Here is a 26,814-nt window from a genome sequence, read left to right as displayed (position 1 = left end):
CCACGGTAGGGCGAGAGAGCGGCCATGGCCGCGCGGCGCGCAGGCGAATGTCACGGTCGGCTTTCTTGGCTTCACTCAGGGTGGCGGTCGCCTCCCTGGGGCAGGTCGGCCGCGACCGCCCTGGCGGCGGCCTGGAGGTCGGGATCGAGGCTCGAGAGCCTGTCGTCCAGGTCGTCGGCGAAGGAGAGACGCTCGAGGTCTCGCGGAGCGGGAACCGCGCGAGGTAGCCACGCCCCGTGGATCATGAAAGGGATCACCTCTCCGCCCGGAGGAGCGAGCACCGCCACTGGCCCGCGCGAGACGTCGGCGGCGTCCAGGAGCTCGACGCGGAAGCCGTCGTCGTGGTGGACGACGACGGCCAGGTACCCGCTGTGCCCGCCGGGGTCGCGGCCCGCGTAACGCGACCTGCCGGGGCCGCCGGGTGAGCGCGGGACGAACACGGGCGAGGTCGGGTAGTCCTCCACCGTCCACGCCCACTCCGCCAGCGGCTTGAGCGAGTCGCGCTCCAGCGACGCGAGCACGGAGGGCGTCTCCTCACGGGGGAAGATCGAAGGGTCGACCCTGCCCTCGTAGTTCCGCAGCGCCCGCTGGTTGATCGCCTCGGGATGGAAGCCCTGGAAGACGAGGTGGTGGCGCGTGGGCGCGAGCTGACCTTCGAAGGACCAGTCCATGGCAGACAGCTCGGCCTGCCAGTAGCGCGACGGGTCGTACAGCCTGGCCACATCGGTGACGGTGCCCTTGACGGGGTCGAACTCCAGCACGGTGGTGAGCGCGGGGCTCATGCCGTGGCAGTACATGCCGCGCAGCGCGGGGTCGATCGGGCGGCCGAAGGCGTCCACGTCGTCCTCCCGCAGGTACATCCCGATGTCGACGCCCGGCGTGTGCTCCATGACGACGCGGATGCCCGCCGAGTCGTCGTAGGCGGCGTAGAAGTGGTTGACCTCGGGGGCGAGCCTGAAGACGCTGCCCCGCACGGCCCCGCCGCCGCCCGCCGACTCCAGGTCGTCCTTGCGAACCAGGACCAGCGGGCCGTCGGGGTTGTTGGCCACCGTACGGTCGTCGGCCAGGTCCACCTTGTAGGCGGTGTCGGCCAGCACCAGCCAGTCGCGGGTCTGCGTGATCGTGTGCGTGGCCTGGGGGAAGGTCACGCCCTCGACCCTCCATCTCCTGACGTGCCTGCCAGAGCCGTCGTAGCGGACGACCGACAGCTCACCGCTGAAGACGTCGCGGGTGACCGACCACAGGCAGCCACGCTCGGGGTCGATCACCGGATGCGCGGTCGTGGCGATCAGCGGCAGCACGGGCGCGTCGAGCGCGGGCGCCCAGTCGTCACGGTGGCCCACCTCCGCCACGAAGGCCAGTGTGACGGGGTCGATCTCGACAGGTCGCCCGGCGTCCCAGGTGGCGAAGAGCCTGTCGCCCCATGGCAGGGGCGCGGTGTTGGCGGCGTTGAGCGTGCCGAAAGGGGAGGTGGTGCCGAGCCTCGTGGCGGTGAACACCTCGGGACGGCGGCGGCGCAGCCGTACCGAGGGGGTGTCGATGACCCGTGGCCGCCAGGCGAAGCGGTCGGGTGCCGCGCCGTCGGTGCCGGGCTCGAGGGCCAGCCTGACCATGACGCCGTCGCCGAAGAAGGCGTGGACGGGGTGGGTGCGCTGGTCGGAGGTGCTGATCACCATGTGGCCCGAGATGTCGGAGGGCCACGCGCCCCGCACGACGCGCAGATCGAGGTCGGGGAGGTCACCCTTGGTCAGGATGGAGCGCGGAATCGGCACGACGGCCTCCGAATCTCGTTCTGTTACCCGGTACCGCCACCACACCGCCCGAGACGCGAGGAGTCAACCCGCCGTGCGACGCGATCAGGAGGGGAAGTCGAGGACGAGATACTCGTACTCGCCCTCGCCGGCCCGCTTGAAGGCTCCGTCGCCGTCGAGGTCGACGAAGACGGTCAGGTAGAGCTCGCCCTGCCGCTGGGCCACGGGCGACGCGGCGCCGCCCTGGAAGAGGCTGGCGAACAGGACCTTGTCCTGGGTGGCGGAGTGAGCGGCGACGCGGCTGCCGACCAGGTGGTTGTGGCCCGCGTTGTTCAGGTACAGGGTGCCCGAGCCGTGCTCGTAGTCGGCGATGCCGGTGCCAGGGGCGAAGCAGGGGTGATCGTCGGTCTTGCCCCCGTCGGTGATGGAGAAGACGGAGGCGTCCGTCCACGCGCAGATCTGCAGGGGGGTGTCCTTGGGGAGGGTGGGGAAGCGCAGCTCGAACGGCGCCCGCTTCATGGCGACCGTGGTGACGGGGCGTTCGAGGTCGGTCAGGGTGAGGAGGCTGGGCGTGCCGTCCTGCCAGAACTCCAGCCCGAGGCGGGGTGAGCGGGCCAGCTGCCCCGCGGGCGTCGCCTGCGACATGGCGGTGGAGGGCGAGGTCGTCGGGCCTGAGCCGGTGTCCGGCTGTTTCATGACGTTGGCGATGACGACGGCGAGAACCGTCAGGACGGCCAGGCCCGCGGTGAGCGCCGCGCCGGCGACCGCCCTGCTTTTCATCCGGCTGGGCTGGGTCGTGGGCGGCATGGCGGGATGCACGGAGCTCCGCCCCGCAGGCGGCTTCGAGGCCTGCCATGACGGCGGGGCCGGGGCCGGCCAGGCGGGCGGTCCCGGTGGTGGGGGCGCGGGGGGGCCAGGGGCGGGCCGCGGGTGGCCGCGGATCGACGGGGCCGGTGAGAGGGGGGATCGGGGCGCCGGGCCGCTCGTCCATCAGCCCCAGCAGCACCTGCTGGGCTGTCGGCCGCCGCGACGGGTCCTTCTCCAGGCAGGCGGCGACGAGGGCGCGTAAGGTCCCCGTCAGCGGGCCGAGGTCGGGCGGGGCGTTCAGGATGCGGTTGATCACGGCGGGAAGCGGCTCATGACCGAACGGCGGACGGCCGGCGGCCGCGTACACGATCGTGCAGGCCCACGCGAACAGGTCCATGGGCGGGCCCGCGGGGTCGCCCGCGAGCTGCTCGGGCGACATGTAGGCGGGGGTGCCCACGACCCCGCTGACCGTGGCGGCCGTGGCATCGAGCGGGCGGGCGATGCCGAAGTCGATGACGCGCGGGCCGTCCGCGGCCAGCAGCACGTTCGCCGGTTTGAAGTCACGATGGACGACCCCCGCCGCGTGGATGGCACCCAGCGCCGTCGCGGTCGCGATGGCCAGGCGGGTCAGCTCGGCGCCCGCCATGACCCCGCGGTCGCGCACCGCGTCCTGCACCGAGGGGCCGTCGATGTACTCGCTGATGACGTAGGGAGGGTCGGCGTCGGGCTCGGCGGCCAGGACGCGGGCCGTGCAGAACGGCGCCACCCGCCGCAGCGCCGCCAGCTCCCTGTCGAAGTAGCGTCTGGCCTCGGTGTCCTGGCCGAAGGCGGCGTGCAGGAGCTTGACCGCCACCTGCTCCCCCGTGGGGGAGACGCCGAGGAAGACCGTGCCCTGGCCGCCCTGGCCGAGCCGTCCGCGCAGGGTGAACCCGGCGACCTGCCGGGGATCGGTCGATCGCAGGGGCGGAATCCGCCGCATCAGGAGCTCTCCGATCGGTCACGACGCATGCGACGGAGACCTCGCCTTCGAGCGGGTAGGAGCGTGGATCTCATTGTGCCGGATGGGCGGAAGGTCTGGCGCGGACCGCCTGCCGTACCGCACGCTGTCGCGGTACGGCGGGCGGCCCCGTCCGCGCGTCAGCGCCGGCGCTCGCCCTCCGACCCCGCGGCGTAGCGGACCAGGAGGTTGTCCGAGCCCTCCTGCGACCGCGTGCCGAGCAGGCGCAGCGGCGGCGTCTTGCCGTCGGCGACCAGCAGGTCGAAGGCCGCCGCGTCGCCGCCGCGAGCCCTGGCCAGCAGCTCCGCCGCGTTCCTTCGCGGGGTCTCCACCGGACCGAGCCTACTGCCGTGTCCCGTCGGCGCATCGAGGCGAATGTGGCGGGTAGGGGGATGGCATGTCAACGATCATTGATCGGGTGCGCGCGTACCTGCGCAGCCCCTCGGGCAGACAGACGATGGACAAGGCCAAGCGGATGGCCCGCGACCCTCATAACCAGCAGAAGGCCAAAAGCTTCTTCGAGCGGTTCCGCTCGCGTCGCCACTGAGGCGAGCATCGCGTCAGCGGCGCCGCGCGAACCACGCGCGGGAGGCCCCAGGAACGACGAGCAGCGCGAGGAGCGCCGCCGAGAGCACCGTCGCGGCCACGGCGGGAAGGACGCCGGCCGTGACGGTCCCCAGCGTGCCCGGCCCCTGCAGGACCAGCAGGACGGCCAGGGCGATCGCCACCACCCGGGAGCCACGCCATCCCCGCCACAGCGCCTGTCAGGCGACGACTGAACCGACCCTACACACCCGTGACCCCGTGGGCCGCGCGATCAGCGACCCTGTGGACGCTGCGGACCGCCGCGACATCTGGATGGGGTCGAAGACCGGGTACGGCCGCCGCCAGCTCGTTGAGTTCGCGCTTCACCCGGGAGGCGATGCCACCGCCCAGCGTGTACCTCGTCGGGGACGGAGCGCGCCCGGCACCCGCGAGCAGGTGCAGCGCCCCTCTACTGGTGAGGCCGGTGTGGCGCAGATCGAGGTGGGCCAGCCGGTGCGGCCCTTCCGACAGCGCCTGGGCGATCAGGGCCGCCGCCTGCTCGTCGAGGCGGTTGTCCGCAGCGTGGAGGGGCTTCGCGGAGGGCGCGCGTCCCAGGTCGAGCATCTCCACACCGGCCCGCGCCGCCGCAGCGACGAGCTCGGCCAGTACGGCAGGGCCGATGCCGTTGCTGGCCATCGACAGGCGCCGCAGCCGTCCAGGACGTAGCGCGCCGGCCACGACCGACGCGCCCTGGTCGCCCAGACCGGCCGCGGAGACATAGAGCTCCTCGGCTCCGTCACGGGCGATCAGCCGGGCCAGCTGCTCGGCGCCCTCGGGGCCCAGCCGGTTGCCGCTGATGAACAGCCGTCCCGCTCCTCCCGTGGCCAGCAGACGGTCGACCAGGACGGCGAGGCCCGCCGCGTCCAGGCCCGTCTGGACCAGGTCGATCGTGCGCAGGCCCGCGTCGACGGTCTCCGCGACGATCCGGCCGCCGTCGGGGCCCAGTGGGTTGCGCTTGAGCCAGAGCCCGCGCACGATCCCCGGCGAGGCGATCAGGCGGTCGGCGATTCTGCAGGCCCCCGCGGCGGTGATGGCGTTGCAGCCGAGATAGAGGGTCGCCGCCCCCGAATGGGCCGCGCCCGCCGCGGCGATCTCCGCTCCCTCGTCGCCGAGGCCGTCGGTGCCGAGCAGCAGGTGGCGGGCGGGCCCGCCGACCGGCAGGGCGTCGGCGACCAGGCGCATGCCGTACGGCCCCAGCCCCTGCTTGCACAGGTCGAGCCGCCCGTCGGGCATCGCCGAACCCGCCGCGAAGTCGGTACGGCGCGCCACGGGCTCGCCATCGCGCAGCCACGCCAGCAGGTCGCCAAGAGGGGGCGTCACCATGGCGCCACCTGGTAGTCCTTGAGGAAGACGCCGTGCAAGGGCGCACCCGCCTCGCCGCGCACGATCGGATCGTAGAGGCGGGCGGCGCCGTCGATCACGTCCAGCGGCGTGCGGCGGTCCAGGCGCTCCCTGACGGGTGCGGGCTGCTCGTCGGTGATCCACCCGGTGTCCACGCTGCACAGGTGCACGCCCTGCAGCGCGAGATCGGCGGCGCTGGTGCGGGTCAGCATGTTCAGAGCGGCCTTGGCCATGTTCGTGTGCGGGTGGCGGCCGGTCTTGTTGGGGACGGCGAACTGGCCCTCCACCGCCGAGACGTTGATGATGTAGCGCCGCTGGGCCGGTGAGGCGAGCAGGAGCGGCAGCAGCCGGTCGATGAGCAGGAACGGCGCCACCGCGTTGACCAGCTGGGTCTCCAGCAGCTCCACGGGGTCGACGTCGCCGATCCTGGCCGACCAGGAGTTCGCGGGTGACAGGTCGGGCAGCAGCCCGGACACGTCGGGCAGCCCTGCGACGGGCTCGGTGAAAGCAGGGACGGCGTCAGGACGCTCGCCCTCGGCCAGTGCCGCGTAGGAGGAGGCGGGCCTGCGGATGGTCTGCGCGGCGTTGTTGACCAGGATGTCCAGCGGGTCGCCGGCCTCCAGCAACCGGTCGGTCAGCGCGATGACCTGGCGCGGGTCACGCAGGTCGAGGCCGATGATCCGCAGGCGGCCCTTCCAGTCGCCCGCCTCGGCGAAGCGGCGGGCGGCGTTGTTGGGAAAGCGTGTGGTCACGGTGACGTGGGCGCCGTCGTGGAGCAGCTTGAGCGTGAGCTGGTGGCCGATCTTCACGCGTCCGCCGGTGACGAGCGCGCGTCGTCCCTTCAGGTCCGTTCGAGCCGTACGGCGTGCGGCGTTGACGGACGCGCACGCCGGGCACAGCAGGTGATAGAGGCCGCGAACCCGGTCGTATCCGGCCTTGCAGATGTAGCAGGTCCGTGTCCTGCTCAGCCGGAGCTCGGTGGCGTCCTCGGGCGGGGTGACGGGCGCGTCGGCGACGCGCTCGGGCGCTCCCATGGCGGTGGCGGCCATGGCCTGCGCGTCGCTCCGCGCCGCGGCCCGTTCGCGCTCCCTGCGGCGGCGGCGCTGGCCGTCGCGGACCAGCGCGAGGGCGGCGTGCTCGAGGCGCAGGCGATCGGGATCGTCCAGCGGTAGCTCCCGCGCCTGTCCGAGACACCGCAGCACCGTCGAGACGTCCACGTTCGTCCCTTCCTCTGGGTGGAGCCCGGCTGGAGTCGAACCAGCGTCCTCCTCTATGCGATAGAGGCGCGACGGCCACCTGCGCTACGGGCTCCCTGCGAAGTGTGGGGCCCAGCCGGATTCGAACCGGCGTCCTCCGCCTTGGCAAGGCGGCGCGACGGCCGCTGCGCTATGGGTCCCACCCGGGTGAATCTACCGGTGGTGATCGGCGCGCCGGAGCCAGGTCTGCTGGAGGGGCGCGTAGCCGATGACGGTGATCCCCTCCTCACGGACGATGTCGCGGGCCAGCGGGGAGGTCAGGAAGTCGTAGTCCGTCGTGCGCACCCGCCGGCCGTCGTCGATCGCTCCGGAGGCCTCGTCGCCCGTACTCGGGTGGATGGCCCATTCGCTCAGCCCGGACGGCAGGGCGCGCAGCAGTTCGGCGTAGCGTTCGGCCTTGCCGTCGAGGTCGAGCGAGAAGCTGTCCAGGAAGTCGTGGTCGACGACCGGCAGTCCGCGCCGCCACAGCTTCTCCCGTCCTGGCCCGAGCCAGGCCCGCACCGCCAGGCCGTACTCGTCGGCCAGCGCCACCGTCAGGTCGAAGATGTCGTCGCGACCGCCGTCGGCCAGGCAGTGCCAGTCGAGGTGCGTGGGCGTCAGGCCCGCGTCGAGCACGGCGCCGACCTGGGCGCGGAACTCCCGCTCCACCTCGTCGAGCCGGGCTCCGGCCAGCAGGTCGGGGATGCGCGGGGGCGTGAACAGCTCGCCCTCCTCGTCGAGCAGCGAGGGGACGTGCTCCCTCGCGGCCAGCGGGCCCCACCGGCAGTGGCCGGCGTCGCGGACGAGCGTGAGGTGGATCCCGAAAGGGATCTCCCGCCGCCTGATCAGCTCCATGGCGTGCGGCGCTCCAGGACACGGCGGCATCAGGCTGCACGAGGCCGCGATGCCCTCCTCGATCGAGGCGATGACGGCGTCGTTGATCGCCTCGTCCATGCCGAAGTCGTCGTTGTTCACGATGAGCACCCTGGCGTCCGCGGGGAGGCCGAGCAGCTCGAGGCTCGGCCTCCCCGGTTCGCGATCAGGTTCGTCCATGCCTCGAGCCTGGAGGGAGGGGGAAGGGCGTGTCCAACCGTTTATAGGGGTCAGCCGGCTCGCTGAGCGTCGCCCGGGCCGGCGGCCGCGGGGCATCGCGGCCGCAGGAGGTCACCCTTCGTGGACGACCTCGCCGCCGACGACCACGAGGTCCGTGCGCACTCCGGGGATCGCCTCGGCGGGGATCTCGAACAGGTTGTCCGAGAGGACCGTGAAGTCGGCCAGCTTGCCCACCGTCAGCGAGCCCCTGTCGTGCTCGCAGAAGTTGGCGTAGGCCGAGCCCATCGTGTAGCCGCGGATCGCGGTCGCGAGGTCGACGGACTCCTCGGGCATCCAGGCCGGGCCTCCGGCGAGACCCCGCCTGGTGACGGCCGTGTAGATGCCGACCATGGGGTCCATCTCGGCCACGTTCCAGTCGCTGGAGAAGGCCAGGACCGCGCCCGCCTCGTGCAGCGACCGCATCGGCCACGCCTTGGACCACCGGGACGGCCCGACCGCCTCCGCCCAGTCGCGTCCCGGCCCCGCGATGTCGGGGGAGCAGTGCCTGGGCTGCATGCAGGCGACGACGCCCAGCTCGGCGAATCGCGGCACGTCGGCGGGGTCGAGGCACTCCACGTGCACGACCTGGTGGCGGGCGTCGCGCGGGCCGTTGACCCGCCTGGCGTGCTCCACGGCGTCCAGGACGGTCCTGATGCCCCTGTCGCCCGTGGCGTGCACGAACGCCTGGAAGCCGGCGGCGTCCAGCTCGGTCAGCAGGGCCGCGAACTCCTCGGGCGGGTAGAAGGTGTCGCCCCTGTGGTCGCCGTGCCCGCAGTACGGCTCCAGCAGCGCGGCCGTGTGGGGCTCCACCACGTCGTCGATGTAGAGCTTGAGCGGCCCCGCCCTCAGCCACTCGTCGTCGTAGGTCGCCGCGGCTCGAGCGAACTCGGCCAGGTCGCCTGCGCCGGTCCCTCTCGGGTGGAACAGTGCCGCGATCAGGCGGGAGCGCAGCCGTCCCTCGGACCTCGCCCGCTCGAAGAGGGCCAGGTCGTCCACCGAGTTCTGCGGCTCGACGATCGTGGTGATGCCGAAGGCCGTGGCCATGTCGAGGCTGTCGAGCAGGCGGGTGTAGGCCCGGTCGGCCCCCGCCCACGGCACACCGAGGGCGGCCAGCGCGCGGTGCCCGTCGCGGGAGAGGCCGCGTACGGCGAACTCGGTGACGAAGCCGGTGGGCCTTCCCGCCTCGTCGAGCTGGGCGACGCCGAACGGCAGGTCGGTGTGGTCGCCGTCGATGCCGAGGCGGCGCAGCGCGGCGGTGTTGGCCCACATCGTGTGCACGTCGTAGCTGAACACGATCGCGGGAAGGCCGCCGGTGAGCGGGTCGAGATCGGCGGCCGTGGGCATGCCGGGGAGCGCGGAGTAGTCGAAGCCCTCGCACTCGATCCACGTCGCCTCGGGGTGCGCGGCCCGCCACGCGCCGATCCTGCGGCCGATCTCGGCCAGGTCTCCGGCGCCCGCGAGCTGCACGCAGGCCGCGTCGGAGCCGAGCCTCACGTGGTTGTGCGCGTCCACGAAGCCGGGCAGCACGAGGCGGCCCGCGGCGTCGATGGTCCGCGCCGCCTCGGGCGCGTCGGCGTCGGGGCCCAGCCACACGATGCGGCCGTCGCTGACGGCCATCGCCTCCGCCCGGGGAAGGGCGTCGTCGACGGTGTGGATGCGGGCGTTGCGGACGATCAGGTCGGCGGTCATCAGGAGCTCGTCTCTCAGTCTTCGGGAGCGGTGACGATCCAGTGGGTCGCGCGGCGCGGCCACAGGTAGAAGGCGTAGTAGGCGGTGAACAGCACGACGATCGCCGCCCCCACCAGGAGGTCGGTGGCGCTCTGCTCGAACAGGGCGTAGCCGAGGGCGGCGATCACGACCAGCGGGGGGAGCGGCCACAGCGGCATCCGCCAGGCGCGCAGCGCGCGGTGCGCCGCCGTACGGGAGCGGAGTGCGGCGGCGGCCAGCAGCAGCGACACGACGGTCACGATCACCGAGGTGAGGCCGAGCAGCTGCTCGATGTCGAGCAGCCACGCCATCGCGGCCCCCGGCAGGCCGATGACCAGCGTCGCGACGTAGGGGGAGCCCCAACGCGGGTGGATGCGCGTGAGCGTCCTGCTGACAGGCGCAGGCCAGGCGCGGTCGCGGGCGGAGGCGAACACGACGCGGCCGTTCTGCAGGACCATCACCAGGACGGCGTTGAGGATCGCGATCGCGATGCCCAGGTTGACCGCGGTCGCCACGCCGTCGCCGCCCCATTCCCTCACGTAGTCGGAGAAGGAGCGGTTGACCAGGTCGTCGAGTGAGCCGACGCCCATGACGGTCGCGGTCACCGGCACGATGATGACGACGGCGGCCAGTCCCAGCGACCAGAACACCGTGCGGGCGATGTTGCGCCGCGGGTCCTTGATCTCCTCCGCCAGGTAGGTCGCGGTGCCGAAGCCGTTGACGACGAACATCGCCACCGTGAGGCCCGCCATCAGCGCGGCCAGCCCGAACGGCGAGAGGCCGCCCTGCCCGTCGGGGACGACGGGCGCGACCAGGGCGTCCACGCCGCGCTGGGTGTTGGCGAAGCCGAGGAAGGCCACCACCGCGGCGGCGATCACCTCGATGGCCAGGAAGACGCCGGTGATCAGCGCGTTCGACCGGATGTCGAGCACCGCGAAGGCGGTGGCGGCCAGCATGACCACCGCGCCGGCCAGCGCCCTGTCCACGGCGAACAGGTCGCTCAGGTAGTCGGCGGTGCCGAGGGCGATGACCGGCGGGATCACGATCAGCAGGGTGATGGACAGGCCGAAGGTGAGCCAGCCGCTCAGGCGGCCGAGCATGGCGGTCACCATGGCGTACTCGCCGCCCGAGCTGGGCTTGAGCGTGCCGAGCTCGGCGTAGCAACAGCCGACGGCGATCGAGACGGCCACGCCGGCCAGCAGCGTGAGCACCGCGCCCGAGCCCTGCCCCGCGAGCACCTCGGGAACGATGATGAACAGCGAGGAGGCGGGGGTGATGCACGACAGGGTGAGCAGCACCGCGCCGAACAGGCCGAGCACCCTGGACAGGGACGGAGGGGCGGGGGCGGAGGGGGGCGCCGTGTGCGGCTGGATCATCGGGACTCCTCGGAACGGACTTTGAATGCCGTTCAAAGTATTGAATGCCATTCAAAATGCACTGCCGTACTGTGGTCCGTCAAGACATGTCAACGACCGTTATCGCAAGGTGAGCAATGGCACGGGAGCGGCGCAGGCTGGATCGCCCGCGGGAGCAGATGCTTGAGGCGGCCATGGCCGCGATCACCGAGAACGGCCTGGCCGAGCTCACGATGGCCGGCCTCGCCAGGCGGCTGGGCACCAGCGGGGGCCACATCCTCTACTACTTCGGCAGCAAGGATCAGGTGCTGCTGGAGACGTTGCGCTGGAGCGAGGACAGGCTCGCGCCCAGACGGCGTGAGCTCGTCGGGCGCGCGGCCCCCGCGATCGAGCGGCTGGCGGCGTACGTGGACCTCTACCTGCCCACGGGCGCCGCCGATCCGCGCTGGCTGCTCTGGGTGGACGTCTGGAGTCGCACGATCGCCGTGCCCGAGTTGCGCGAAACCCAGGCCGACCTGGACCGGAGCTGGCACGAGGACCTGGTGGGCCTGGTGGAGAGCGGCGTGGCCGCGGGCGAGTTCGCGCCGCTCGACGCCGGGGCCTTCTCGGTACGGCTGCGCGCGATGCTCGACGGGTTCAGCACCCAGATCGTCATCGGCGTGCCTGGAGTCGACCGGCGGGGGCTGGCGGCGCACGCCATGGGCTACTCCCGTGAGGCACTATCGATCGATAGCTGAACCCCCTTGTGTCCGCCCGTGAGCGTCCTGCAAGCTATCAATCGATAGTTTCCGGACGTGAAGGGGACAGCCATGACGCACGCCCTGGTGCGGCACACCCGAGATCTCGACACGCTCGACTCGCTGATCGCCCGGCAGGAGGGGCTTCTGGTCTCCAGAATGAGCCGCTCGTTCGAGCTGCGCGAGAGCGCTCGCGAGACCCTGGCAGGGGGCGTGGCCTCCTCCTGGCAGGACTCCGTGCCCGGCGCCATCTGGATCGAGTACGGCAGGGCCCAGCGCATCCGCGACGTCGACGGCAACGACTACGTCGACATGCACGGCGGCTTCGGCGTCGGCCTGGCGGGCCACGCCCACCCCGCCGTCGTCGAGGCGCTCACCGGCAGGGCGCGCCTCGGCACGCACTTCGGGCAGCCGACCGAGGACCTCATCGCCGTCTCCAGGCTGCTGCGCGAGCGCTTCGGCCTGCCGGTCTGGCGCTTCGGCAACTCAGGCACCGAGGCGACCATGGACGCCGTCCACCTGATGCGCGTCGCCACCGGGCGCAAGAAGATCATCAAGGTGGAGGGCTCCTACCACGGCCACCACGACTCGGTGCAGGTCTCCACCTACTCCGCCGACGGCGACATCGGCCCCGACGACGCGCCCCGCTCGGTGGCCTTCGGCCCCGCCTACCCCAGCGAGGTCGTCGAGCTGACGCTCGTGGTGCCGTTCGGCGACCTCGACGCCGTGCGGCGGGTGCTGGAGGCCCACCAGGGACAGGTCGCCGGCATGATCATCGAGCCGATCATGATGAACATCGGCATGATCACCGCTGACGAGGGCTACCACGCCGAGCTCAAGGCGCTGCTCCACTCCCACGGCGCCTACCTGACCTACGACGAGGTCAAGACGGGGCTGGCGGTCGCGCCCGGCGGGGCCACCGAGCTGTACGGCGTCACGCCCGACATCGTCTGCCTGGCCAAGGCCCTGGGCGGCGGCGTGCCCTGCGGCGCGATCGGCGCCACCGCCGAGCTCATGGAGCTGGTCGCCGACAACACCTACCAGCAGGTCGGCACCTTCAACGGCAACCCGCTCACGATGGCCGCGGTGCGCGCCGTGCTCACGGAGGTGCTCACCCCCGCCGCCTACGCCCACCTCGACGCGATGCGCGCCCACATGGCCGACGGCGTCACCGAGCTGATGGCCCGCTACGAGATCCCCGGCTACGTCGCCTCGGCCGGCGCGAAGGGGTCGGTGATCTTCGCCGACCGGCTGCGCAACTACCGCGACTTCCTGCGCTACGCCGACCAGTGGGGTCACGCCCACTGGCTCTACCAGATCAACGGCGGGATCTTCCTGCCGCCGTGGGGCAAGACCGAGCAGTTCACGCTCTCCGTCCAGCACACCATGGAGGACGCGCGGCGTTTCGTGGCCAACTTCGAGACGCTCTGCGCGGCCGTACGCGGGGAGAGCCGATGAGCGCCGACGCCGTGGTCGACCCGGCGACGGGGGAGACGATCGCCGAGGTGCCGCGCGCCACGCCGGCCGAGCTGGAGCGGGCGGTCGCCGGCGCCCGCGCCGCCTTCGACGGGTGGCGCAGGACCACCCCGGCCGAGCGCTCCGACGCGCTGCACGCGCTCGCGGACCTGGTCACCGAGCACGCCGCCGAGCTGGCGGAGCTGGAGTCGCGCAACGTCGGCAAGCCCATGGCGGGCGCTCCCGGCGAGATCGCCTACTGCGCGGACAACCTGCGCTTCCTGGCCGGCGCCGCGCGCACCTGCGAGGGCAGGGCGGCGGCGGAGTACCTTCCTGGAGCCACGTCGATGATCCGCCGCGAGCCCGTCGGCGTGGTCGCAGGCATCGCGCCGTGGAACTACCCGCTCATGATGGCCGTCTGGAAGATGGCCCCCGCCGTCGCGGCGGGCTGCGCGGTCGTGCTGAAACCGTCCAGGCAGACGCCGCTGACCACGCTGCGCCTGGCCGAGCTGGCCTCACGGGTGCTGCCCGAGGGCGTCTTCACCGTCGTCACCGGTGGAAGGGAGGCGGGGGCGTTCCTGTCCTCGCACCAGGGGGTGGACATGGTCTCGGTCACCGGCTCCACCGCGACGGGCAGGGCCGTCGCGGTGGCCGCGGCCGGCACGGTGAAGCGGCTCCACCTGGAGCTCGGCGGCAAGGCCCCCGTCGTGGTCTTCCCCGACGCGGACGTGGACCGGCTGGCCGCGAGCCTGCGGGTGGCCGCCTTCGCCAACTCGGGGCAGGACTGCACGGCCGCCACCCGCGTGATCGTGGTGGGCGAGCGCTTCGACGAGGTCGCTTCGGCGCTGGCCGAGAGCGCCCGGTCGCTGCGCGTAGGCCCGCCCGCCGACCCCGCGACGGAGATGGGCCCGCTGGTCACCCGCGAGCACCGCGACAGGGTGGCGGACCACGTCGGCGCCGCCGTGGCGGCCGGCGCCGAGGCCCTGGCGGGAGGGACGGTGCCCGAAGGCCCCTGCGCCTCCTACCCGCCCACGGTCCTGACCGGGGTGGAGCAGCGCTGGCCGATCGTGCAGGAGGAGGTCTTCGGCCCCGTGCTCACCGTGCAGCGGGCGGGCTCGGACGAGCAGGCCCTCGCGATGGCGGCCGACGTGCCGTACGGCCTGGCGGCCAGCGTCTGGACGCGCGACGTCGGCAGGGCGATGCGGGCCGCCGCCGAGCTGCGCTACGGGGCGGTCTGGGTGAACGACCACATGACCGCCGCCTCCGAGCTGCCGCACGGCGGCTTCGGCCAGTCCGGCTACGGCAAGGACATGTCGGCGTACGCGCTGGACCACTACGCCGAGCCCAAGCAGGTGACGATCCGATGGTAGGAGGAGGGCCGATGACGCGCGAGGTGCGCGGGGGCGTGGCGATGACGGAGGAGCAGTCCGCGTTCGTCAGGCTGGCGCGCGAGTTCGCCGCCGCCGAGATCAGGCCGAGGGCGCGCGAGGTGGACGAGGCCGACCACGCGCTGCCCTCGCAGGTGTGGGAGAAGGCCGCCGCCGTCGGCCTGACCTCCTTCATGATCCCCGAGGAGTACGGTGGCGGCGGGGTGACGGACCTGGTGACGCAGTGCCTGGTGCAGGAGGAGCTGTGCCACGGCGACGTCTCCATCGGCAACCTGACCACGTCGGCGGGCTTCTTCGCCGCTCCTGTGCTGGAGCTGGGCAGCGAGGAGCAGAAGCGCCGCTTCCTCGCCCCGCTCTGCTCGGGCCTGCCTCCGCTGACGGCCCTCGCCGTCACCGAGCCGGGAGCCGGCTCGGACGCGGCCTCGCTGACCACGCGAGCCGTGCGAGACGGCGACTCCTACGTTCTGAACGGCCAGAAGGCGTGGATCTCCAACGGACCCTACGCCGACCTCTTCGTGATCTTCGCGACGGTCGCCCCCGGCACCAGGTCGAAGGGGATCACCGCCTTCGTGGTCCCGCGCGGCACCCGGGGGCTGACGGTCGGCAGGCCGATGCCGAAGATGGGCCAGCGCGGCATCGCCTGCGCCGAGCTCTTCCTCGAGGACGTGAGGGTCCCCGTGGCCGACAGGCTGGGGGAGGAGGGGCAGGGCTTCCGCGGGCTGATGCGCACCTTCGACGCCTCGCGCATCCTCATCGGCGCGGCCTGCACGGGCCTGTCGAGGGCCGCCCTCGACGCGACGCTCGCCTACGCGCGCGAGCGGGAGCAGTTCGGCGTGAAGATCATCGAGCATCAGGCGGTCGCGTTCAGGCTCGCCGACATGGCCGCGAAGGTCGACGTGTCGCACCTGGTGACGATGCGGGCGGCCAGGCTGTTCGACGCGGGCGAGAACGTCACGCAGGAGTCGGCCGTCGCCAAGCTGACCGCGTCGGAGCACGCCATGTGGTGCACGTGGGCGGCGGTCCAGACGCACGGCGGCTGGGGCTACTCCCGCGAGTATCTGGTGGAGAAGTGGATGCGCGACGCGAAGCTGGAGGAGATCGAGGAAGGCACCTCCGACATCCAGCGGCTGATCATCTCCAGGTCCCTGAGGTCGTGAACGGCATGCGGGTGTTCGCCGACCCCCGGTCGGTGGCGGTGGTCGGCGCGTCGGCCGACCGCGCCAAGTGGGGCTACTGGCTGGCGCGAGGGGCGATCAAGGGCGCGCACCGGCGCGAGGTCCACCTGGTCGGACGGCAGGGCGCGGTCGTCGAGGGGGTGCGGTGCCTGTCCTCGCTCCACGACCTGCCGAGCGCGCCCGACCTGGTCGCGCTGTGCGTGCCGCCTGGGGCGGTGCCCGGAGTGGTGGACCAGGCGCTCGGCATGGGCGCGCGAGGGTTCGTCGGCATCACGGCGGGGCTCGACCTCGCGCTGGGCGAGGGAGCCGAGCGCGCTCTCGCGCAGCGGATCGCCGCCGCGGGGGCCAGGCTGCTCGGCCCCAACTGCCTCGGCCTGTACGACGCGGCCACCGAGCTGCACCTGGCCTGGGGATCGTTCTCCCCTGGCAGCCTGGCCATAGTCTCGCAGAGCGGTCAGCTCGGTCTGGCGCTCGGCACGCTGGCGGCCGACGCGGGCCTCGGCGTCTCCAGGTTCGTCTCGCTCGGCAACCAGGCCGACGTCACCGCGGCCGAGGCACTGGCCGACCTGGCGGGACATGACCGCACCAGGGCCGTCGCCCTTTACGCCGAGGACTTCGGCGACGGCCGCGCCCTGGTGGAGACCTTCGCGGCCCTGCGCGAGGCGGGCAAGCCCGTGATCGTCCTCACGGTCGGGGGCGGCGAGGCGTCGAGGGCCGCGGCGCGCTCCCACACCGGAGCGCTGACCTCGGCCATGGAGGTCGTGGACGCCGCATGCGAGGCGGGCGGCGCGATCAGGGTCACCTCGCCAGGACGGCTGGTCGACCTCGCCCAGGCGCTGGCCGCCCCCGCCCCACCTCGCGGGCGCAGGGTCGCGGTCGTCTCCGACGGCGGAGGGCAGGGCGCGCTCGCGGCCGACCTGGCCGAGTCCGAAGGGCTGCGCGTGCCGCCCTTCTCCGCGGAGCTCGCCGCGCGCCTGGCAGCCCTGCTGCCACCGGCCGCCGCCACGGCCAACCCGGTGGACCTGGCGGGAGCGGGCGAGCGTGACATGACGAGCTACGCCAGGGTCGTCGAGGTGATCGCCGGCAGCGGGGAGGCGGACGCGGTCCTGCTCACCGGCTACTTCGGCGCGTGGGGCGGCGACAACCCCGCGCTGGACAGGACGGAGGTGTCGGTCGCGGGGCGGATCGCCGAGGTGGCGCGCGGGCTGGCCGTCCACGTCGACAGCATGGGCAGGGGCACGGAGGCGCTCGCGGCGCTGAGGGAGTGCGGCGTGCCCGTCTACGACCGGGTGGACGGCGCCGCCTGGGCCCTCGGACGGGCGGCCGCCCTTCCCCCGGCCGGTCGGCCCGGCCGTCCTCCTCGGCCTCTCGCCCCTTCGCCGCCGGCGCGGGGGTACTGGGCGGCGAGGGAGCTGCTGGCCGGATACGGCGTGCCGTTCCCTCCTGGACGGCTCGCCGAGGAGGGCGTGGACGGGCTGCGGGCGCCGTACGTGCTCAAGGCCGACTGGCTCGAGCACAAGAGCGAGGCGGGGGGAGTGGTGGTCGGGCTCCCCGACGGCGCGGCCCTGGGCCGCGCCAGGCGCGAGATGGCGCGGCGGCTGGGTCCTGGCCGCTACGTCGTGGAGGAGATGGACACCCGTGACCACGTCGTGGAGATCATCGTCGGAGGGCGCAGGGATCCCGCCTTCGGCCCCGTCGTGGTGGCGGGGTTCGGCGGCACCGAGGTCGAGCTGTGGCGCGACACGGTGACCGCGCTGGCGCCCGTCACCACGCGGGCGGCGACGGAGATGCTGCGCGGCCTGCGCTGCCACCGGCTGCTGACCGGATGGAGGGGAGGGCCCGCGCTGGCGGTCGGCGCGCTGGCCGAGGTGGTCGTGGCGGTCTCCCGCCTGCTGTCCGAACGGCCCGACGTCGCCGAGGTCGAGGTCAACCCGGTAAGGGTGGGCGTCGAGGGGGTGCTCGCCGTGGACGCCCTGGTCGGCTACGCGGGCCCGAGCGGGCTCACGTAGCGGCGCGGTAGGCGGCGATCACCTCGGCGGCCGCCTGCCTGACCTCGCCGACGCGGCCGGGGTCGGCCAGCAGGCCGCGCAGCAGGAAGGCCGCGGTGTCGTCGGGCCTGGTGCCCGCCCTGCGGCGGCGTCCGCCGTGGGAGACCCTGATGACCTCCCACTCCACGCCCCAGATCGCCTGCCTGGCGAACTCGGGGTCGATGGGGGCGAGCTCGCCCTCCTCGACGCCCTCGCGGACGAGCGCGCGGACCGTGCCGTACCAGGCGCGCAGCCTGCGGTTCCACGATTCGAGGCCGGGCTCGCGGATCAGGTCGTCGGGCAGGCCGCGCATGTCGATGGGCGCCTCGAGGCAGTACTCCACGTCGAGGCTGACCGCGGCGTACAACCTGGCGGAGGCGCTCGCCTCCGCCCCCGCCAGCCACCTGACCCGCTCCTCGGGCACGCCGATGTCGTAGGCGCACAGGTCCTGGAGGATCGCCAGCTTGGACGGGTAGTGGTTGTACAGCGACGGCTGCCGGATGCCGAGCGCCTCGGCGATGTCCCTCGTCGAGGTTCCGTGGTAGCCGCGCTGGGCGAACAGGCTGGCCGCCTCGCAGAGGATCTGCTCCCTGCGCGGCCAGCGCTCGCGGGGCAGCGCTCTGAGCTGGGTGAAATCCGGACGGCTCTCGGTGCTCGGCTTCGCGCTCATATGGCCGCCCAGGGTATCACCCGATAGTAATTGGCTCTGGACGGGAGCCAGGCCCAGCGCTTAGGTTCAACTATCAATCGATAGTCTCCGCAGATTGAGGAGTCCGGCGTGACCACACCCCCCAGGTCGCCGGCGTTCGCGCTGGCCGCCATCTCCATGGCTCTCACCGCCGCCTACATGGTCCCCACGATGCTCCCGACCCTGATCGAGACCCTCGGCTCCGGTCTCGGCCTGAGCATGGAGGGCGCGGGCTTCGTCGGCACGGGCGCCCTGCTCGCCTCCGCGGTGACGGGAGTCCTGATCACCGGACGTGCCGCCAGACCCGGCAGGGCACGGGCGGCCGTCGTCAGTCTCACGGCGATGGTCGCGGGCTTCCTGGCCGCCGCGCTCGTCCCCGTGCCCGTCCTCGCGATCGCCGGCATCCTGCTCGGCGGGGTCGGCGGCGGCGCGGTCCTGTCGCTGGCCAGCGCCGGAATCGCGGCCATGGCCAACCCCGACAGGGCCACAGGGGTCGGGCTCATCGCCAGCACGGTGATCGGCTCGGGCATCTACATGGCGCTCCCGCTGTTCGGCGGAGGGCTGGCGGTGACCGTCGGCTCGATCGCGGTGGTGTGCGCCGCGACCGTCCCCTTCATGCGCGGCATGCCGGAGGCGCCGGTGGAGAGCGCCGCCTCCGCCGGCCCGCTGGGGTTCAGAGGCGCGGGCCTGGTCCTGGTGGCGGGCATCTGCCTCTGGGGCGCCTGCGAGTACGCCCTGTGGGCGGTCACGGGCACGATCGGCGTCGACGAGATCGGTATGGACGAGGGTGTCGTCAACCTGATCCTCTCCGGGTCGCTGTTCGCCGGGCTGATCGGCGGCGGCGTGGTGGCGGTGATCGGCGACAGGTACGGCAGGGCCGTGCCGCTGGCGGTGTTCCTGCTGCTCGGCGTGGCCTCCAAGGTGATGATCGCGGCGGGAGGGACCCCCGCGATCTACACCGCGGGCCAGCTCCTGTGGAACCTGACCTACCAGGGAGCGCTCACCTACATGATCGCCATCGCCGCCACCCTCGACGCGAGAGGACGGTGGGCGGTGCTGGCGAACGCCGCGTTCGGCTTCGGCACCGCCCTGGGGCCCGTCGCGGGTACCGGGATCCTGTCGGCCGGCGGGATCGGCGGGCTGTCGGCCGTCCTGGTCGCGGTCAGCTGCGCCGTGGTGATCCCGCTCGTCGCCGTCGCCCGCAGGGCCGGCGCGATCAGGGGCGAGGCGGGAGCGGAGCCGCACCCGGTCGCCCTCGTGTGAGGCCCCAGCCGGTGAGCGCTACGACGGGAGGGCGTCGGCGGGCCGCGCCAGAACGGCCCGCTCGCCCGACCACAGCCTGGAGGCCATCCAGGCGACACCGACGGCGGCGAGCACCAGGCCCGCCAGGTAGACCGGCAGAGGTACGGCGTTGCGCAGCGAGCCCGGCACCATCCCCGCGGCGTAGAGCACGACCGCGATCGCGGGCGGCGCCCCGGCCCTCAGCGCCGCCGCCGCGAACACCAGCACCCCCGTCACCAGGACCACGGACGTGACGAGGAAGGCCCGCCCCGTCCCTCCTGCCAGCAGCCCTGCCACCACGCCGGGAGTCAGCAGCGGGAAGACGAAGTGCAGGGTGTACTCGATGGCGAAGGCGCCCGCCAGCCCCGCGGCGTTGAGCAGGTAGCCGGCCAGGCCGAGGCCGCCTGCCGTACGGCGGATGAGCAGGTAGATCCCGGTGATGGCGAACAGCCCCGTGAGCGGCGCGAAGGGGGCGAGGGCGTGGGTGAAAGCGGTCTCGGGCAGCAGTCCCGCCCTGCGGGCGATGTTGACGATCAGCAGGACGGCACAGGCGAAGCCCGCCACCGCCGTGACCCGGTAGAGCTGCATGGCGCAGGTCCCTTCTGTTGGCTATAACGCTCGTTATCATCCGCGTTACAGGCCGTTAGGGTGAGAGGGTGAGCCAGGCCGTAAGAACCTCGAAAGAACTCCTCGACGCGGGGGTGCGCGTCCTTCGCGAGCAGGGAGCCGCGCACCTGACGCTGCGGAGGGTGGCCGAGGCGGCGGGCACGTCCACGATGGGCATCTACACCTGCTTCGGCGGGCGCGCCGGGCTGCTGGAAGCCATCTACCTGCACGGCTTCCACGCCCTGCGCGACGCGCTGACCGCCGCTCTGGCGCCCTGCGGCGACCCCGTCGACCGCGTCATGGCCGTGGCGGCGGGCTACCGCGCGTTCGCCCTGGCCGACCCCTCGCTCTTCGCGTTGATGTTCGAGCGGCCGCTACCCGACTTCGACCCCTCGCCCGAGCTGCGGCGCGAGGCGCTCGGGCTGACCTTCCACCTGCTCGCGGACGCGGTGGAGGAGGCGGGGCTCGGCCGCCCAGGAGAGCCGGACAGGGCGGCCTACCTGGTGTGGACGACCATCCACGGCATCGTCGGCATCGAGCTCACCCACGCGCTGCGCAGCCCGCTGCCCGGCTGGTTCCTCGACTCGCGGGAGGAGGGCGAGCGGGTGCTCACCGAAGGCGTGCGCGCCCTCCTTTCCGGGCTGCGCGATCAGGCGAACACGTCCTGCTGATAGCGGCCCTCGGCCTCCAGCCCCGCCAGCCACGCCTCGGCGTCGCCCTCCGCCCTCTCGCGGTGGATCGCCAGCAGCGCCTGCCGTACGGCCGGCGCCATCCGCAGCCCGTCGCCGCAGACGTAGACGTGCGCGCCCTGCTGGAGCAGCTCCCACACCGCGTCGGCCTGCGCCGCCACGGCGTCCTGGACGAACCGGTAGGGATGCCCCTCGACCGCGGAGAACGCCGTGTGCACGCGCACCCCCTCGGCCGCGGCCCACGCCTCGACCTCCTCCTTGTAGAGCAGGTCGTGCTCGGGGTGGCGGCACCCGGTGAACACCTCGGCCCTGCCCTGGGCCCCGGTCAGCGCCCGCTGCTCCATGAAGCCGCGCAGCGGCGCGAACCCGGTGCCAGGCCCGACGAGGACGACCGGCGTGGCCGGGTCGTCAGGCAGCCTGAACGGCGGCGCGGGCACCCTGATGTAGCCGTAGAAGACCTCGCCCTCGCCCAGCCCCGCCAGGTAGGCCGAGCACATGCCGCGGTAGGCGCCGCCGCCCGACCAGGCCGGCCCCTCCACGAGCCCCACGGTGATCCGCACCCTGCCTGGCTCGGCCAGCGGCGAGGAGGAGATCGAGTAGTAGCGCGGCCTGATCGGCCCCGCGAGCTCGAGGAAGACCGGCAGCGGCAGCTCCACGGCGGGGAAGCGCTCCAGCAGCGTGAGCACCGACAGCCGCTTGGCGAGCACCTCGTCGGCGTAGTCGGCGGTCAGCGCCGCCAGCTGGCTCGTTGTCCACGGGCAGCCGGTGTGCGCGGCCAGCGCCTCCAGGTCGGAGCGGGTGGCCACCTCCTGCAGCTCGGCGAAGTCGGTGAGCAGCAGGCCCGCGGTCACGGGGGTGTCCACCGGCAGGTGCGTGTGCCCGTGGGCGCGCAGCCGCACGACCCTGTCGCGCGGGACGCGCAGGCAGCGCAGCGCCCACTCCACCAGCTCGGGATCGTTCTTGGCGAACACCGCCAGGTGGTCGCCCGCCTCGTACTCCACGCCCTCGGGCAGCTCGGCCACGATCGAGCGGACGCCTGGGCGCGGCTGCTCCAGCGAGAAGTCCCACAGGCCCGTGGGGTCGCCGGTCAGCTCCCTGTTGGAGACCACGGTCAGCGGGACGGCGCGCTCCGACACCACGGCGGGCCGTACCTCGGCCTCGGTGAGCACCTCCATCTCGTAGCGCGGCCCCGCGTCGGCCGCCGAGGCGCTGTACTCCTGCGCCAGCGCCGCCCACAGCTTCGCCGTCCACGCCGAGACGTCGCCGTCGAAGTCGCCGTCGGCGTCGGCCTCTCCACGTTCGACCAGCGGGACGGCTCCCGCGGCCGTGAGCTTGTCGAAGGCGCGGCGGGGGAAGTCCTGGTAGGTGGGCCACTGGGTGTTGCCGCAGCCGAGCAGCGCCAGCCGTACGCCTGAGAGGTCGGGAAGGTCCTCGAGGGCGTCGAAGCGCTGGGCGTTGTCGGGCGCCTTGCCGTTGTAGGAGGAGGCCACCACCAGCAGCAGCCCCTCGGAGGGAGGCTTCAGGTCGTCCAGGCTGGTCAGCGTGGTGGCGAAGCCGGACCTGCCGGCCCGTTCGGCGAGCCGTTCGGCGATGTCGGCGCAGGTGCCCAGGTTGGAGCCGTAGGCGACGGTGAGCGCCACGCCCGTGACCGCGATGTCGTGCTGGTCGGCCTGCTCGGCGGGCAGCTCGTGGACGGCAGAGCGCTCGTGCGGCCTGCGCTCGCGCACCCTGACCGTGAAGCCTTCGGGCTTGAGGGTGAGCGTCTGCTTGATCTCCATCCGGTAGACGGCGGGGTCGGAGACGGCGAAGCGGCGCAGGATCATCGCCAGCGCCAGCCGCGCCTCGGTGAGCGCGAACTGCCGGCCGATGCAGGCCCGCTCGCCGTTGCCGAACGGCTTGTAGGCGGCGGGGTGGTGGTTCTTCTTGTTCTCGGGCAGCCAGCGGTCGATGTCGAACTCCTCCGGCCGCTCCCACGCCTTGGGGTGGCGCTGCAGCGACGGCAGCAGCACGACGATCTTCTGGCCCTTCGGCACCGGGTAGCCGCCGATCGTGGTGTCCTCGTAGGCGTTCACGCCGTACGCGGGGATCGGCGACCAGATCCGCAGCGTCTCCTCCAGGATGCGCGGGATCACGTCGAGCTTCATGATCGTCTCGTAGGCGGGCGGCTCGTCGCCCGGCAGCAGCCTGTCGACCTCGTCATAGGCCCTGGCCAGCGTGTGCGGATCGCGCAGCAGGTTGTACATCGCGAAGGAGAGCAGGCCGCTGGTCGTCTCGTGGCCGGCGATGAGGAAGGTCAGGACCTGGTTGCGGATGTTCTCGTCCGACAGCCGCTCGCCCGTCTGCGGGTCGGAGGCCTCCAGCATGAGACCGAGCAGGTCCTTCGTCCCGCCGCCGCCTTCGGCCCTGCGCTGCCTGATCACCTCGTCGACCAGCTCCTGCATGACGGCGATGTCGTCGCGGTAGGCCAGCTCCTGCCTGCGCCTCATTTTGGTGACGATGGGCAGCTGCTGGAGGCGGAGCATGGCCTCGGTCAGCGCGCCGCCCATCGCCAGCAGGAACGGGTGCAGCTCGGGAGAGTCGAAGGAGCGGAACCTGTACCCGAACCCGGTGAGGGAGATCGTGTCGAGCGTGAGCCTGGTCATGTCGTCGGTCACCGGCAGGTCCTGGCCCTGGCGGCCCGCCCACGACTCGGTCAGCTGCTCGGCCACCTCCAGCATCTGCGGGAAGTAGGCCTTCATCGAGCGCTGGCTGAAGGCGGGCATGAGGATGCGGTGCGCGTGACCCCAGACCGGCTCGTCGTGCCTGGCGGTGAACAGCCCGTCGCCGGCGAAGTCGCGGACCGTGCTCAGCGGGGGGTCGATGCCCTTGTAGAAGCGGGTCTCGTCGCTGACCTCGGCGACCAGGTCGGGGTCATAGACGAACAGCACGCGGCGGCCGACCAGCTCGAGCTGGAAGATCCCCTCCTCGTACCTCTTCGCGACCTGCTCGAAGTGCAGGGCGGGCGCGTGCGCGGGCACCTGCAGCGTGTTGCCGAGCAACGGCAGCCCTTGCGGAGCCGGAATCGTCTTCATGAGCACTCCCCAGGAGTAGCCATACACCGTATGGCTGACGCTACCATACGGTGTATGGCAGTGAGCGCACGGCGGGGGACACCCCTGACCCTTCAGGAGATCCTCGGCACCGCCCTGCGGCTGATCGACGCGGGCGGCGTGGAGTCGCTGTCCATGCGCAAGCTCGCCGCCGAGCTCGACGTCAACCCGATGTCCCTCTACCACCACGTGGCCAACAAGACGGAGCTCATCAAGACGCTGTGCCTCAACGTGGCGCCCACGCTGCAGCTGCCGCCCGACGACGGCGCCCCATGGGCCGACCAGCTGCGCGCGCTCGCCCACGCCTTCCGCAGGCTGGCCCGCACCCACCCCTGGCTGTGGCGGTACGTGCACAACCACCCCGACGTCATGAAGCCGAGGCAGGGCGGGATGTGGGAGGTGCTCGACCGGATCCTGCACGCGGCGCAGGTGCCGGAGGACGAGCGGGAGCGTACGGCGGACGTGCTGCACGCCTTCGTCGCGGGCTTCGTGCTGGCGGAGAACCTGGGCCACATCGCCGAGGAGGAGAGCGACCTCGCCTTCGACACCGCGATCAACCTGATCACCGCGGGCCTGCGCGCCCCCCGCTGAGCCGGGACGCCGCGTCGCAGGTGAGCCGAGGCTTCGGGCACCATGGAAGGGTGACGCAGGCGGTACGAGATGAGGTGGGCCGGGCGGCCCCCGCGTTCGACATGCTGGTCGACCTCGTCGGCGACGGCGGGGTGGTCGTCCTGAGCGGAGCCGGGCTGTCGACGGAGTCGGGAATCCCCGACTACCGGGGCGAGACAGGCCGCAGGCGCAGGGCGGAGCCGATGACCTACCAGGCCTTCGTCGGCAGCGCCGCAGCCAGGCAGCGGTACTGGGCTCGCAGCCACCTGGGATGGCGGCACATCGCGCACGCCGGCTGGAACGCCGGCCATCGCGCCGTCGCGGGCCTGCAGTCGATGGGCCTGGTGAGCGGCATCATCACGCAGAACGTGGACGGCCTGCACCAGGCGGCGGGCGCGGAGCAGGTGGTCGAGCTGCACGGCAGCCTCCACCGCGTGGTCTGCCTGTCCTGCGGGGAGCGCACCTCGAGGGAGTGGCTCGAGCAGCGGCTGAACGCGGCCAACCCAGGCTGGCTCGGCGCCGCCGACGCCATCAATCCCGACGGCGACGCCGTCCTCGCCGACGACCAGATCGGCGCGTTCGAGACCGTCGACTGCGCCGGCTGCGGCGGCCTGCTCAAACCCGACGTCATCTTCTTCGGCGAGAACGTGCCGCGCCCCCGCGTCGCGGAGTGCTACGAGCTGACCGAGCAGGCCGGCCTGCTGCTGGTACTGGGCTCCTCGCTGACCGTGATGTCCGGCTACCGGTTCGTACGGCGGGCCGCCGACCACGGCGTACCCGTCGTGATCGTCAACCAGGGCCCCACGCGCGGCGACGACGACGCCCACCTTGCCCTCGACGCCCCGCTCGGCCCCACCCTCACCGCGTTGCTGGCGAGGTTCGGTTGCGAGCTGGAGTCATCCGGCGGCGTCGCCAGAATTCCTTAGCCCGTCACCTCTCCCACCTCCCAGCGCGAGGTCCGAAAACCGCCGAGGTCGGCGGCTGGAATCGCGTTATACAAGGCGAGGAGGAGAGATGACCGTCTACACCACGACCGAGAGCCCGCTGGGCCTGTTGCTGCTCACCGGGGACAAGGACACCGACGGCGTACGGCTGACGTCGCTGACGTGGGCCGCTGCCGTCCAGCCCGGGTGGACCGAGGACGCGGCGGCGTTCGCCGCGATCATCGGCCAGCTGCGCGCCTACTTCGACGGCGACCTGCGCGACTTCGACCTGCCCCTGGCCGGAGGGGGCACGCCGTTCCAGCGGAAGGTCTGGAGCGCGGTGGAGAGCGTTCCCTATGGCACCACGATCACCTACGGACAGCTCGCCGAGCGGATCGGCGCGCCGAAGGACCGCATCCGCGCCGTCGGCGCGGCGATCGGCGCCAACCCGCTGCTGATCGTCAGGCCCTGCCACCGCGTCATCGGCGCGACGGGGTCGCTGACCGGATACGCGGGCGGACTGGAGCGCAAGCGGCTCCTGCTCACCCACGAGGGCGCGCTCCAGCCGCTGTTCGTGTGACCCCTCCACGGAAGGATGACCATGATGAATCCTGAGGCATGGGCGCAGGAGATGGACGCCTACGGGTGTGCGCCCACGGGCCCGCTCCTCACCGAGGCGCAGTACCGCTACTTCGCCCAGCCCTTCCCCGACCTTGTCCAGGAGTTGCGCAGCACGCTCTATCCGAGGTTGCTGCCCATCGCCAGGGACTGGGCCGCGAGATTGGGCAAGCCCGCCCCCTGGCCCGACAGCCTGGAGGACTGGCTGGAGATGTGCCACGCGGCGGGACAGACCAAGCCCACCCCGATCCTGCTGCGCTACCGCGAGGGCGACTGGAACGCCCTGCATCGCGACCTGTACGGCGACCTGGTCTTCCCGCTGCAGGTCGTGATCGGCCTGGACAGGCCGGGCGACGACTACGACGGCGGTGAGTTCCTGCTGGTGGAGCAGCGTCCGCGCGCCCAGTCCCGCGGCACGGTGACGCTGCTGCGGCAGGGCCACGGCCTGATCTTCACCACCCGTGACAGGCCCGTGCGCTCGGCGCGCGGCTGGTCGGCCGCGCCCGTACGGCACGGCGTCAGCACCGTGCGGCGGGGCCTGCGGCACACGCTCGGCCTGGTCTTCCACGACGCGGCCTGACCGCCCAGGCTGATCGTCGTCCGGATACGTCGTCGACTGATGCGCGGCGGGCGCGGATCGGTCGCCGAAGGCGCGATTC

At 72.5% G+C, this 26,814-nt stretch carries 24 protein-coding genes, 2 tRNA genes and 1 pseudogene; 12 read left to right on the top strand and 15 right to left on the bottom strand.

Translation table 11 applies throughout. The features are described 5' to 3' along the window. Window positions 1–71: 71 nt before the first annotated feature. The 4 genes and pseudogenes from ABFX55_RS20960 to ABFX55_RS20945 form a co-directional block, all read right to left on the bottom strand. A complete protein-coding gene (locus tag ABFX55_RS20960) occupies window positions 72–1,772 on the bottom strand; it encodes a carotenoid oxygenase family protein (protein WP_346123439.1) in 1,701 nt (566 codons plus the stop codon). A gap of 84 nt (window positions 1,773–1,856) precedes the next feature. Then, entirely contained in the window at window positions 1,857–2,531 is a 675-nt protein-coding gene (locus ABFX55_RS20955) for a hypothetical protein (protein ID WP_346123437.1), read from the bottom strand. A gap of 280 nt (window positions 2,532–2,811) precedes the next feature. Further along, window positions 2,812–3,537 (bottom strand): annotated as a pseudogene (locus ABFX55_RS49875) (serine/threonine-protein kinase); the annotation flags it as partial. A 158-nt stretch (window positions 3,538–3,695) separates the two neighbouring features. Then, a complete protein-coding gene (locus tag ABFX55_RS20945; protein ID WP_346123433.1) occupies window positions 3,696–3,887 on the bottom strand; it encodes a hypothetical protein in 192 nt (63 codons plus the stop codon). A gap of 65 nt (window positions 3,888–3,952) precedes the next feature. Here ABFX55_RS20945 and ABFX55_RS20940 point away from each other — a divergent pair, with 65 nt between their 5' ends. After that, window positions 3,953–4,102, top strand: a complete 150-nt coding sequence (locus tag ABFX55_RS20940) for a hypothetical protein (RefSeq protein WP_183645441.1) — start codon at window positions 3,953–3,955, stop codon at window positions 4,100–4,102. 13 nt (window positions 4,103–4,115) lie between these two features. Here ABFX55_RS20940 and ABFX55_RS20935 read toward each other — a convergent pair whose 3' ends face one another. From ABFX55_RS20935 to ABFX55_RS20900, 8 genes are all read right to left on the bottom strand, one after another. After that, complete coding sequence (locus ABFX55_RS20935) at window positions 4,116–4,286, bottom strand: hypothetical protein (protein ID WP_346123431.1); 171 nt, start codon at window positions 4,284–4,286, stop codon at window positions 4,116–4,118. A 55-nt stretch (window positions 4,287–4,341) separates the two neighbouring features. Beyond that, complete coding sequence (locus ABFX55_RS20930) at window positions 4,342–5,463, bottom strand: leucine-rich repeat domain-containing protein (protein WP_346123429.1); 1,122 nt, start codon at window positions 5,461–5,463, stop codon at window positions 4,342–4,344. Further along, window positions 5,457–6,698, bottom strand: coding sequence for an SDR family NAD(P)-dependent oxidoreductase (locus tag ABFX55_RS20925; protein WP_346123428.1), 1,242 nt, complete (start codon window positions 6,696–6,698; stop codon window positions 5,457–5,459). The genes ABFX55_RS20930 and ABFX55_RS20925 overlap by 7 nt, the downstream gene beginning before the upstream one ends. A 20-nt stretch (window positions 6,699–6,718) precedes the next feature. Continuing rightward, a tRNA-Ala gene (locus ABFX55_RS20920) sits at window positions 6,719–6,792 on the bottom strand. Window positions 6,793–6,803: 11 nt separating this feature from the next. Then, a tRNA-Gly gene (locus tag ABFX55_RS20915) sits at window positions 6,804–6,878 on the bottom strand. Window positions 6,879–6,890: 12 nt separating this feature from the next. After that, window positions 6,891–7,769 carry a polysaccharide deacetylase family protein gene (locus ABFX55_RS20910; RefSeq protein ID WP_346123426.1) on the bottom strand — a complete coding sequence of 293 codons (879 nt, stop codon included), beginning with the start codon at window positions 7,767–7,769 and terminating at the stop codon, window positions 6,891–6,893. Between the two features lie 111 nt (window positions 7,770–7,880). Beyond that, entirely contained in the window at window positions 7,881–9,497 is a 1,617-nt protein-coding gene (locus tag ABFX55_RS20905) for an amidohydrolase (protein WP_346123424.1), read from the bottom strand. A 14-nt stretch (window positions 9,498–9,511) separates the two neighbouring features. Beyond that, the gene (locus ABFX55_RS20900; protein WP_346123422.1) at window positions 9,512–10,891 is read right to left on the bottom strand and encodes an APC family permease; all 1,380 of its coding nucleotides are present in this window, start codon (window positions 10,889–10,891) and stop codon (window positions 9,512–9,514) included. Window positions 10,892–11,007: 116 nt separating this feature from the next. On the opposite strand from ABFX55_RS20900, the gene ABFX55_RS20895 reads away from it, so the two are divergent. From ABFX55_RS20895 to ABFX55_RS20875, 5 genes are all read left to right on the top strand, one after another. Further along, window positions 11,008–11,607 (top strand): TetR/AcrR family transcriptional regulator, encoded by a 600-nt coding sequence (locus ABFX55_RS20895; protein ID WP_346123420.1) that lies wholly within the window; start codon window positions 11,008–11,010, stop codon window positions 11,605–11,607. Window positions 11,608–11,679: 72 nt separating this feature from the next. After that, window positions 11,680–13,065 (top strand): aspartate aminotransferase family protein, encoded by a 1,386-nt coding sequence (locus ABFX55_RS20890; protein ID WP_346123418.1) that lies wholly within the window; start codon window positions 11,680–11,682, stop codon window positions 13,063–13,065. Further along, a complete protein-coding gene (locus ABFX55_RS20885; RefSeq protein ID WP_346123416.1) occupies window positions 13,062–14,432 on the top strand; it encodes an aminobutyraldehyde dehydrogenase in 1,371 nt (456 codons plus the stop codon). The genes ABFX55_RS20890 and ABFX55_RS20885 overlap by 4 nt, the downstream gene beginning before the upstream one ends. A gap of 11 nt (window positions 14,433–14,443) precedes the next feature. Beyond that, window positions 14,444–15,607: an acyl-CoA dehydrogenase family protein gene (locus tag ABFX55_RS20880; protein ID WP_346123414.1), complete on the top strand. Its 1,164-nt coding sequence runs from the start codon at window positions 14,444–14,446 to the stop codon at window positions 15,605–15,607. A 5-nt stretch (window positions 15,608–15,612) separates the two neighbouring features. Then, window positions 15,613–17,634: an acetate--CoA ligase family protein gene (locus tag ABFX55_RS20875; protein WP_346124103.1), complete on the top strand. Its 2,022-nt coding sequence runs from the start codon at window positions 15,613–15,615 to the stop codon at window positions 17,632–17,634. Here the strand turns inward: ABFX55_RS20875 and ABFX55_RS20870 are convergent. Next, a complete protein-coding gene (locus tag ABFX55_RS20870; RefSeq protein ID WP_346123412.1) occupies window positions 17,627–18,322 on the bottom strand; it encodes a TetR/AcrR family transcriptional regulator in 696 nt (231 codons plus the stop codon). The genes ABFX55_RS20875 and ABFX55_RS20870 overlap by 8 nt on opposite strands. Before the next feature lie 108 nt (window positions 18,323–18,430). On the opposite strand from ABFX55_RS20870, the gene ABFX55_RS20865 reads away from it, so the two are divergent. Beyond that, a complete protein-coding gene (locus ABFX55_RS20865; RefSeq protein ID WP_346123410.1) occupies window positions 18,431–19,603 on the top strand; it encodes an MFS transporter in 1,173 nt (390 codons plus the stop codon). 18 nt (window positions 19,604–19,621) lie between these two features. Here the strand turns inward: ABFX55_RS20865 and ABFX55_RS20860 are convergent, their stop codons facing one another. Next, a complete protein-coding gene (locus tag ABFX55_RS20860) occupies window positions 19,622–20,209 on the bottom strand; it encodes a hypothetical protein (protein WP_346123409.1) in 588 nt (195 codons plus the stop codon). Window positions 20,210–20,277: 68 nt separating this feature from the next. Here ABFX55_RS20860 and ABFX55_RS20855 point away from each other — a divergent pair, with 68 nt between their 5' ends. Next, the gene (locus ABFX55_RS20855) at window positions 20,278–20,898 is read left to right on the top strand and encodes a TetR/AcrR family transcriptional regulator (protein ID WP_346123407.1); all 621 of its coding nucleotides are present in this window, start codon (window positions 20,278–20,280) and stop codon (window positions 20,896–20,898) included. On the opposite strand, the gene ABFX55_RS20850 is transcribed toward ABFX55_RS20855, so the two are convergent. Continuing rightward, on the bottom strand, window positions 20,877–23,987 hold the full coding sequence (locus tag ABFX55_RS20850) for a bifunctional cytochrome P450/NADPH--P450 reductase (RefSeq protein ID WP_346123405.1): 3,111 nt from the start codon (window positions 23,985–23,987) through the stop codon (window positions 20,877–20,879). The two genes, ABFX55_RS20855 and ABFX55_RS20850, sit on opposite strands and share 22 nt — an antisense overlap. A gap of 54 nt (window positions 23,988–24,041) precedes the next feature. On the opposite strand from ABFX55_RS20850, the gene ABFX55_RS20845 reads away from it, so the two are divergent. The 4 genes from ABFX55_RS20845 to ABFX55_RS20830 all read left to right on the top strand — a co-directional run bounded on the left by ABFX55_RS20845 (window position 24,042) and on the right by ABFX55_RS20830 (window position 26,735). Then, complete coding sequence (locus ABFX55_RS20845) at window positions 24,042–24,596, top strand: TetR/AcrR family transcriptional regulator (protein ID WP_346123403.1); 555 nt, start codon at window positions 24,042–24,044, stop codon at window positions 24,594–24,596. A 101-nt stretch (window positions 24,597–24,697) separates the two neighbouring features. Beyond that, entirely contained in the window at window positions 24,698–25,540 is an 843-nt protein-coding gene (locus ABFX55_RS20840) for an NAD-dependent protein deacetylase (RefSeq protein WP_379478985.1), read from the top strand. A gap of 88 nt (window positions 25,541–25,628) precedes the next feature. Next, on the top strand, window positions 25,629–26,117 hold the full coding sequence (locus ABFX55_RS20835) for a methylated-DNA--[protein]-cysteine S-methyltransferase (RefSeq protein WP_346123400.1): 489 nt from the start codon (window positions 25,629–25,631) through the stop codon (window positions 26,115–26,117). Window positions 26,118–26,138: 21 nt separating this feature from the next. Then, window positions 26,139–26,735 (top strand): 2OG-Fe(II) oxygenase, encoded by a 597-nt coding sequence (locus ABFX55_RS20830; protein WP_346123398.1) that lies wholly within the window; start codon window positions 26,139–26,141, stop codon window positions 26,733–26,735. Window positions 26,736–26,814: the final 79 nt, after the last annotated feature.

The organism is Nonomuraea roseola, from assembly GCF_039535395.1.
Classification (GTDB): domain Bacteria; phylum Actinomycetota; class Actinomycetes; order Streptosporangiales; family Streptosporangiaceae; genus Nonomuraea; species Nonomuraea roseola.
This window is presented reverse-complemented; position numbering and strand designations above follow the sequence as displayed.

What these genes read in the sequence shown, in the direction of transcription:
- ABFX55_RS20955 (WP_346123437.1), bottom strand. Translation starts at nt 2,531, where the DNA reads ATGAAAAGCAGGGCGGTCGCCGGCGCGGCGCTCACCGCGGGCCTGGCC.
- ABFX55_RS20940 (WP_183645441.1), top strand. Translation starts at nt 3,953, where the DNA reads ATGTCAACGATCATTGATCGGGTGCGCGCGTACCTGCGCAGCCCCTCG.
- ABFX55_RS20930 (WP_346123429.1), bottom strand. Translation starts at nt 5,463, where the DNA reads ATGGTGACGCCCCCTCTTGGCGACCTGCTGGCGTGGCTGCGCGATGGC.
- ABFX55_RS20910 (WP_346123426.1), bottom strand. Translation starts at nt 7,769, where the DNA reads ATGGACGAACCTGATCGCGAACCGGGGAGGCCGAGCCTCGAGCTGCTC.
- ABFX55_RS20905 (WP_346123424.1), bottom strand. Translation starts at nt 9,497, where the DNA reads ATGACCGCCGACCTGATCGTCCGCAACGCCCGCATCCACACCGTCGAC.
- ABFX55_RS20900 (WP_346123422.1), bottom strand. Translation starts at nt 10,891, where the DNA reads ATGATCCAGCCGCACACGGCGCCCCCCTCCGCCCCCGCCCCTCCGTCC.
- ABFX55_RS20895 (WP_346123420.1), top strand. Translation starts at nt 11,008, where the DNA reads ATGGCACGGGAGCGGCGCAGGCTGGATCGCCCGCGGGAGCAGATGCTT.
- ABFX55_RS20890 (WP_346123418.1), top strand. Translation starts at nt 11,680, where the DNA reads ATGACGCACGCCCTGGTGCGGCACACCCGAGATCTCGACACGCTCGAC.
- ABFX55_RS20885 (WP_346123416.1), top strand. Translation starts at nt 13,062, where the DNA reads ATGAGCGCCGACGCCGTGGTCGACCCGGCGACGGGGGAGACGATCGCC.
- ABFX55_RS20880 (WP_346123414.1), top strand. Translation starts at nt 14,444, where the DNA reads ATGACGCGCGAGGTGCGCGGGGGCGTGGCGATGACGGAGGAGCAGTCC.
- ABFX55_RS20875 (WP_346124103.1), top strand. Translation starts at nt 15,613, where the DNA reads ATGCGGGTGTTCGCCGACCCCCGGTCGGTGGCGGTGGTCGGCGCGTCG.
- ABFX55_RS20870 (WP_346123412.1), bottom strand. Translation starts at nt 18,322, where the DNA reads ATGAGCGCGAAGCCGAGCACCGAGAGCCGTCCGGATTTCACCCAGCTC.
- ABFX55_RS20860 (WP_346123409.1), bottom strand. Translation starts at nt 20,209, where the DNA reads ATGCAGCTCTACCGGGTCACGGCGGTGGCGGGCTTCGCCTGTGCCGTC.
- ABFX55_RS20850 (WP_346123405.1), bottom strand. Translation starts at nt 23,987, where the DNA reads ATGAAGACGATTCCGGCTCCGCAAGGGCTGCCGTTGCTCGGCAACACG.
- ABFX55_RS20845 (WP_346123403.1), top strand. Translation starts at nt 24,042, where the DNA reads ATGGCAGTGAGCGCACGGCGGGGGACACCCCTGACCCTTCAGGAGATC.
- ABFX55_RS20840 (WP_379478985.1), top strand. Translation starts at nt 24,698, where the DNA reads ATGCTGGTCGACCTCGTCGGCGACGGCGGGGTGGTCGTCCTGAGCGGA.
- ABFX55_RS20835 (WP_346123400.1), top strand. Translation starts at nt 25,629, where the DNA reads ATGACCGTCTACACCACGACCGAGAGCCCGCTGGGCCTGTTGCTGCTC.
- ABFX55_RS20830 (WP_346123398.1), top strand. Translation starts at nt 26,139, where the DNA reads ATGATGAATCCTGAGGCATGGGCGCAGGAGATGGACGCCTACGGGTGT.